Annotated in this window: 6 protein-coding genes; all 6 read right to left on the bottom strand. The window is 68.1% G+C overall.

The features are described 5' to 3' along the window. Window positions 1-579 precede the first annotated feature (579 nt). The 6 genes from GD970_RS09610 to GD970_RS09585 are packed head-to-tail and all read right to left on the bottom strand — an operon-like array spanning window position 580 to window position 6,806. Window positions 580-1,260 carry a nucleoside/nucleotide kinase family protein gene (locus GD970_RS09610; RefSeq protein WP_152202666.1) on the bottom strand — a complete coding sequence of 227 codons (681 nt, stop codon included), beginning with the start codon at window positions 1,258-1,260 and terminating at the stop codon, window positions 580-582. Then, entirely contained in the window at window positions 1,253-2,122 is an 870-nt protein-coding gene (locus GD970_RS09605) for a sugar phosphate isomerase/epimerase family protein (RefSeq protein ID WP_152202665.1), read from the bottom strand. Before GD970_RS09605 ends, GD970_RS09610 begins: the two co-directional genes overlap by 8 nt. A 31-nt stretch (window positions 2,123-2,153) precedes the next feature. Beyond that, window positions 2,154-3,137, bottom strand: coding sequence for a nucleoside hydrolase (locus GD970_RS09600; RefSeq protein WP_152202664.1), 984 nt, complete (start codon window positions 3,135-3,137; stop codon window positions 2,154-2,156). After that, on the bottom strand, window positions 3,134-4,546 hold the full coding sequence (locus GD970_RS09595) for a hypothetical protein (protein WP_152202663.1): 1,413 nt from the start codon (window positions 4,544-4,546) through the stop codon (window positions 3,134-3,136). The genes GD970_RS09600 and GD970_RS09595 overlap by 4 nt, the downstream gene beginning before the upstream one ends. Further along, window positions 4,540-5,439, bottom strand: coding sequence for a carbohydrate kinase family protein (locus tag GD970_RS09590; RefSeq protein ID WP_152202662.1), 900 nt, complete (start codon window positions 5,437-5,439; stop codon window positions 4,540-4,542). The genes GD970_RS09595 and GD970_RS09590 overlap by 7 nt, the downstream gene beginning before the upstream one ends. Then, the gene (locus tag GD970_RS09585) at window positions 5,436-6,806 is read right to left on the bottom strand and encodes a hypothetical protein (protein ID WP_152202661.1); all 1,371 of its coding nucleotides are present in this window, start codon (window positions 6,804-6,806) and stop codon (window positions 5,436-5,438) included. Before GD970_RS09585 ends, GD970_RS09590 begins: the two co-directional genes overlap by 4 nt. Between the last annotated feature and the right edge of the window lie 30 nt (window positions 6,807-6,836).

The raw sequence follows: 6,836 nt of genomic DNA, 5'->3' as shown, positions 1-6,836 counted from the left end.
TCTCGGCCCAGTCCTCCACGCTCAACACCCGCTCTCCTCCCGACCCCCGTCGACTGGGGGCCAGGATCTCGGCAGGGGGTCAGTTTTCGTCTGCCGTCACGGGGTCAGTTTTCACGTGCCGACGACATCCCCCACCGCCGAACCGGGCGAAGGCGCCGTATGCCTCGCCCCCGTCACCGACATGGGCCGACTTGGTCCAGGGGAGCCAGCCGTTCGCGGGCTACTTCTTCAGTTGGCGGCTGACGAGGCAGCTGGGACGTCGCAACTGAAGAAGCAAGAAATCTCGTCGCACTTGATCCGCACGACCAAGGTTCACGGTGGGCACTCGGGACTTGTCTGTATTTCTGACAGATACGGGCAATCACCAGGGAAAACCTCCAGTGCGAGCGACGACTGTCGTTGATCACGGCTGATCTCTGCTGATCTTCTTGCGGACCGTTTGCGGACCGCAGAGGTGGAGACGCTCCTCCAAGGAGGTGCCGGACGTCGGCCCTGCAGCCGCCGCCGAACCAAGCGCGTCCGGTGCGTCGTGGGGTGCCAGGCAACGCCCGCGCGCCTCAACTGTCAGAAATGACAGGTCTAGGCGAGCACCCGCCCAGTCGTGCCCGAGACGACGAGGTCCGCGCGCGGAGCCGTCGCCTCTATGAGCACCGCATTGCGGCCGTCGACCTCGCGCGCCCACGCCGCCGCGGCGTCCGTGGTGCGCCCGTGGCGCACATGCCGGTCGATGAGTCGTGCCTCGCGCTCCGAGGCCGGCGTCGCGCAGAACCACGCGGCATCCAGCCTATCGCGCACCCCCGACCACGGTACCTCGTCGACGAGGAGGTAGTTCCCCTCTACGATCACGATCGACGCCTCTGGCTCGATCGCGACATCACCGGCCACGGCCTCGTCCACAGCGCGGGCGAAGCTCGGCGCGTAGACCGTGTGCGTAGTTTCCGTGCGAACCCGGTCGAGCAGCGCGACGAACCCCCAGCCATCGAAGGTCTCCATCGCGCCCTTTCGGTCATGGATCCCAAGCCGGTCGAGGGCCGAGTTCGCGAGGTGGAAGCCGTCCATCGGCAGATGCACAGCCCGCTTCGGCTCGCGTTCGTTGATTCGTCGCACGAGCGCCCCAGCGAGCGTCGTCTTGCCGCTGCCAGGGCTACCCGTGACCCCGAGGATGTAGCGGGTGCCCCGCTCGGCAGCATCTCGGATCCGCTCGGCAAGCTCCCCGAGCGCCTGGGCGGGAGGGCCTGTCAAGGGGGCGGCGTCAGCCACGGCGACCTGCCTCGAGCTGATCCGCCATGAAGGAGCGGGCGTGCCGCGCGAGCGCGGGGCCGTTGTTCCATAGGTTCCGCCAGATTGCGAGGTCGTTTGAGAGCGTGGGCGAAACGACCGCTGACGAGAACGACTCGAACGTGATGGGGCCGGAGTAGCCGATACCGGCGAGCGCGTGGAAGAACGACGCGAAGTCGAGGTGACCACTGCCCAGGAACCCTCGATGGTTCTCGCCGATGTGGACATAGCCCAATCGATCTCCTACCAGGCGCACGGGCCGAATGAAGTCGTCCTCCTCGATGTTCATGTGGTAGGTATCAAGGTGGATGAGGACGTTGTCGTGGCCGATGTCGTCTGCGAGCCGCAGGGCGTCGGCCGCGGTGTTGACGACGTTTGTCTCGTAGCGATTGCAGATCTCGAGGCCGAGTGTCATGCCGAGGCCCTGCGCCTCGACGGCGAGATCTGCGAGTGCCGCGACGACGTTTGCACGCCCTGCCGCGCTCAAGGCGCGACCGTACTTGCCGAGGGCGCTGTAGAGCGCGCCGGTGAAGTGCGTGCCCCCCATGTCGTGCGTGATCCGCAGCGAGTCGTGCAGCAGCTGTGCACCGCGGGCGACCACCTCTGGATCTTCGCTTGACACGTCGGCGGAGAACGCCAGGCCTCGCGAGCAGACAATGTCGAGGCCCGCTCCCTCGAGCTTTGCCCTGGCGTCGGCGGTGTCGAGGTTGACGGCGTCATGCAACGACAACTCGAGGATGTCGTAGCCGGCCGCCTTCGTCTGCTCGATGATCGTCGTCATCTCGTCCGCGGTCGTGCCTCCGGCGAAGACGAGCGCGTGCACGCCGAGCGGGTTTGTAGGCATAGTTATCTCTCTACTTGGGGGCCGGTCGCGGTCAGCGACCGAGCGTGAGAATGCGGTCGAGGCAGTTCCCGGCGAAGGCTGCGCCGTCGACCTTGACCAGAACGCGGAGGTTCGGCACCGCGTCGCGCAGCGGCACCGTCTGCCCGCGTGTGAGCGTGCCGTCCCGCTCGACCCCGACCGCTAGCTCCCGGTACTCGCCGAGCTCCGGATCGGCAGCGGCCGCCACGGCGAGCGGGTCGTAGAGCACGCAACCGTCCGCCCACTCGAACATGGGGGCCTCGAGGTAGGTGTCGCAGATCTGCGCGAGCATCCCGGCGACCGCCGACGCGTCGGGGTCAATCGCCGAGATTGCGGAGGCGGAGAGGACTACGCCCTGATTTGGGTTCGTCACGTCAAGACCGACCATCGTCAGGTCGACGCCCGAACGGAACACGATGTCTGCGGCATCCGCGTCGTACCAGATGTTGCACTCCGCTACAGGCGTGACGTTCCCGCGTCCGTATTCGGGGTCAAGGCCGAGCGCCCCGCCCATGAATACGATCGAGCGCAGCCGCTCCGCGATCCCCGGGTCGAGCTCAAGCGCCTGGGCGATGTTGGTCTGCGGACCGATCGCGATGAGGGTCACCTCGTGCGGGTGTGCGTTGACTGTGTCGACGATGAACTCGGCAGCGGTGCTCGAGATTGCCGAATCGGCAAGCGACGGCAGCGGGATCGTGCCCGCACGGCCCCGCTCCCCGTCATAGCGGCTTGAAAGATCGCCGGGCAGTTCGCCGTTCAGCGCCACCGCGCTTCCTACTGCCACGGGGACGTCCGGACGACCGGCCGCATCCAGCACGGCCCGAGCGCCGCGCGCGCCGAGCTCCGGCGGGCAGTTGCCGAACGTGGTCGTCACCCCGATGAGCTCCAGCCGCGGATCTGCAAGCGCGAGGAGGATTGCGATCGGATCGTCGGCATCGGTTCCCGGGATGCCGACTCCCGGGTCGGTGTCGACGATGACCTTGGTCCTCCGGCTCATGCCTGCTCCTCTTCTGTGTCGGGGGACTGCATCACGTCCGTCGGCGCGCCGACACGGACGGGGCTCGCCAGCGCGTCGGCAACCCCTGCCCAGTCGGCGCCGTACGGCCCGTAGGCCGTGCGGATCCGCACGTCGTTAGGCAACTCAGGCCGTTCGTTCTCGCTATTGGTGCCCCAGTTGGACCACCCGGACTCGCGGCGCTGCTGGATGTCGAAGCCGCCCGACGGCTTGGACGTCCACCAGACCATCCCGTAACCGGTCTTGGTGCTGAGGGCCGCGCTGCGGTCCGCAGGACCGACGAAGATCGTCGACTGAACCGCCGCCGGGACGTCGACCCCGAGCGGGTCAACGGTCACGTTCCAGAAGCGATCCGCCGCGTCGGACGCGCGATGCGCCTCCGCACGAACGGCGGCCAACTCCTCGCGGATCCGGTCGTGGGGGAGGAAGTCCTCCCACGCGCTGAACAGCCGCCAGTACCAGTCCCAGTTGGCGGCCGTGATGTCGCCGGCGATGGCGTCTCTGTAGGCCCGCAACTCGGCGGGCGAGTCGTCGGATATCTCTGCCACGATCCGCCGGACCGAGCGCGCAAGGATGGCCGAATAGGGTGCGCCCTCCCGAAAGGTAGTGGCGCCCCACGTCGCGAACCTGTCGAACACGAGCGCGTCAGCACCTGCCTCGAACTCATCGCCGACGGTCAGCTTGTTCACGACCGACCGGCCATCGACCTCGGTCCCGAATTCGCTCAGCCGGTAGTGGCGCTCGAACCAGGGGGTGCCGGCCGTGAACGTCCAGTCAATCGTGATCCACTTCCCCCGCAGCTCCGGAAGCAATCCGTCCGGGATGCGGACGGTCATGCGGTAGTGGTGCAGGAGCGGGCCAACCTCCACGGGAACGACGTCCGCGATTGCGTGCTCCGGCGGATTGATCAGCCCGTTCTCGGGGGTGAAGAACGGTGCGTACACGCCGCCGATCGCGTTGTCGCCTCCCGGGATCAGATCGACGCCCTGAACGTTGTCCATGAAGTGGCGGATGCCCCACTTGCTGTCCGTTGTGCCGCGGGCGGTGCCGCGGCACAACTCAAGCTCGAACGCTCCAGTGTCCAGTCGTACGACCCCGTCGGCCTCGACAACCGGCCGTGCCGCGATGGCGTTGCCGGCGTCCGGTGCCGCAGCCTCCGAGAACAGCCGCATCGTCGACCGTGGGACGCCGTCCAGGTCCAGGATCGCGACGCCCCGGCCTGGATCCGCGGCGAACACCTGAACGGGGCGCCGAGGGCCGTCGCCAAGGGCCACCGAGTATTCGCGGTGCCGGCTCGCGGGCAACTCGAACGTTAGGGGCTCGGCCATGCGGGGGCGCCCGAGCCCGTCGACGACGTCGTACTTGGCGATCGGGCGGGGAGCGTTCACCATGACGGCACCTCTCCGAGGCGAGGTGGGTCGGCGCCCTCTCTCCCGACGGTGACACCCGCGCATGCGAGCGCGCCGCCGACAGCGTCGGCCATCGTGTCCTCGTCGACCCGCAGACCGTTCCGGCCGACCCTCGCGAGGAGCCGCCAGATCAGCGCGGCCATGAACGCGTCGCCCGCTCCGATCGTGTCGCGGACATTAACGCGCGCTGCCGGGGCTGCCATCTCGCCGCCCTCGAACACTGCGTGCGCCCCGTCCTCGCCACAGGTCAGCACGGCGAGGCGCGCGCCGCCGGCCAGCCATGCCCGCAGGGTCTCGCGGGGGTCGCGATCCGGATACAACAGCTCGGCGTCCTCGTCGCTTGCCTTCACGACGTCGCTCCGTGATACGTACCACTCGACTGCGGCCCGATGATCCCGCGGGTCGCCGACGACGTCGGGCCGGATGTTGGGGTCGAACGAGCGGACGACTCCCGCACTCGAGTCGTCGAACGCCCTCCGCACCCTGCTCGCGCCCGGTTCGAGCACCGCCGCGATCGATCCGGCGTGGATCCAGCGGACGTCCCGGGCGGCCTCATCGACCGGGGCGAGGGAGACGTCGAGGTCGAATTCGTACTTGGCCGCGCCGTCCGGGTCAATGTCCGCCCGCGCCGTGCTCGTATGGCCGTTGACCATCGACGCAGCGGTCAGTTCCACGCCACTCGCGCGCAGGTGGTCGAGGATCGCGCGTCCGTGTGAGTCGCTGCCAATCCGCGTGTGCAGCGCGGCGGGGACGCCGAGTCGAGCCACTCCGACCGCGACGTTGAGCGGGCTCCCGCCGGGGCGGTGGGACGGTTCCGCCCCGGCTGCGCGGACGATGTCAACGAGGGACTCGCCGACGACAAGCACCTCGGTCATCGGTCAGTGCTGGCTTCGATCACTACCGGATTCTCGAGCGATGCCGCCACCGCCCGCCAAGAGTGGGCGAATCGGCCATACGCGGCTCGGATCGTAACGTCGGTTGGCAGCTCCGGGCACTCGTTCTCGCCGTTCGTGCCCCAGTTGCTCCAGCCCGACTCGCGGCGCTGAACGATCTGAAACCGGCCGACCGGCTTCGACGTCCACCACGTCATGGCGTACCCGGTTCCGGCGTTGATCGCCGCGGTCTTGCTGGAGGGTCCGACGAAAACGGTGGCCTCCTCCGTGGTGGGCACCTCGACCCCCAGGGGCTCGTCCGTCGTCTTCCACTCGCGCGCTGGCGAGTCCGCAGCTCGGTGCGCCGCGGCGCGCACCTCGGACAGGTGCGCCCGGATCTCGTCGTGTGTGAGGAACGACTCCCACGCGCTGAACAGCCGCCAGTACCAGTCCCAGTTGGCGGACTCGATGTCGCCGCCGATCGCCTGGCGGTACGCGTGCAGCGATGGGGAGGATTCCTCCGAAATCCCGCTGGTGACCTGGTGGACGCGGTCTGCGAGGATGCCAGCGTAGGGGTCGCCCTCGCGATAGGTCGTGCCCGCCCAAGACGCGAAATGGTCGAACAGCACGTCGCCGGGGCCCGCCTCGAACTCGTCGCCGACCGTGAACTTGTTCACTGCGGCGCGGCCGTCCACCTCGGTCGCGAAGTCTGTGATCTCGTAGTGCCGCTCGAACCATGCAGACCCGGCCGTGAACTGCCAGTCGATCGTGAACCACTTGCCGCGCAGCTCCGGCAGGAGCCCGTCGGGGATGCGGCCGGTCAGGCGGTACTTGTGCAGGAGCGGCCCGCGCTCCAGGACCTCGACGTCCGCTATGACGTGCTCGGGCGGGTTGATGAGCCCGTTCTCCGGGGTGAAGAAGGGCGCGTAGAAGCCGCCAATGGAGTTGTCCCCGCCTGGTATGAGGTCGACGCCCTGCTCCTTGGACAGCAGATGCCGGATGCCCCACTTCGAGCTCGTCGTGCCCTTGCCGGAGCCTCGGCACAGCTCGATCTCGAAGGGGCCGGTGTCGAGGCGCACGACGGCGTCCTGCTCGCGGGCGGGGACCTCGGTAATTACGAAGCCGTCCGACTCATGGGCCGCCGCGACCACTGTAAGGGGGAAGGGACCAGTACCCTCTGGGACATCGAGGATCGTGACAAGCCCGCCGGAAGCGAGCCGCTGCACGGGCGCGAGCGGACCGTCCCCGAGGCGGACGGAGATGACGGAGTCCGCATCGACCGCGTCGAGGAACACCGGCTCGCTCGCGCGAGGGGTGCCGGTCGGGTTGGTGAGTCGGTACTCGGCTAGCACCGTTGGGCCGTTGATCATGGTTTTCGTCTTTCGATGAGGAATTGGGAT

It is taken from the genome of Georgenia thermotolerans, from assembly GCF_009193185.1.
Taxonomy (GTDB): Bacteria; Actinomycetota; Actinomycetes; order Actinomycetales; family Actinomycetaceae; genus Georgenia; species Georgenia thermotolerans.
The sequence above is the reverse complement of the archived record's forward strand: the minus strand, read 5'-3'. Positions and strand labels throughout refer to the sequence as shown.

What these genes read in the sequence shown, in the direction of transcription:
- GD970_RS09595 (WP_152202663.1), bottom strand. Translation starts at nt 4,546, where the DNA reads ATGGTGAACGCTCCCCGCCCGATCGCCAAGTACGACGTCGTCGACGGG.
- GD970_RS09590 (WP_152202662.1), bottom strand. Translation starts at nt 5,439, where the DNA reads ATGACCGAGGTGCTTGTCGTCGGCGAGTCCCTCGTTGACATCGTCCGC.
- GD970_RS09600 (WP_152202664.1), bottom strand. Translation starts at nt 3,137, where the DNA reads ATGAGCCGGAGGACCAAGGTCATCGTCGACACCGACCCGGGAGTCGGC.
- GD970_RS09585 (WP_152202661.1), bottom strand. Translation starts at nt 6,806, where the DNA reads ATGATCAACGGCCCAACGGTGCTAGCCGAGTACCGACTCACCAACCCG.
- GD970_RS09605 (WP_152202665.1), bottom strand. Translation starts at nt 2,122, where the DNA reads ATGCCTACAAACCCGCTCGGCGTGCACGCGCTCGTCTTCGCCGGAGGC.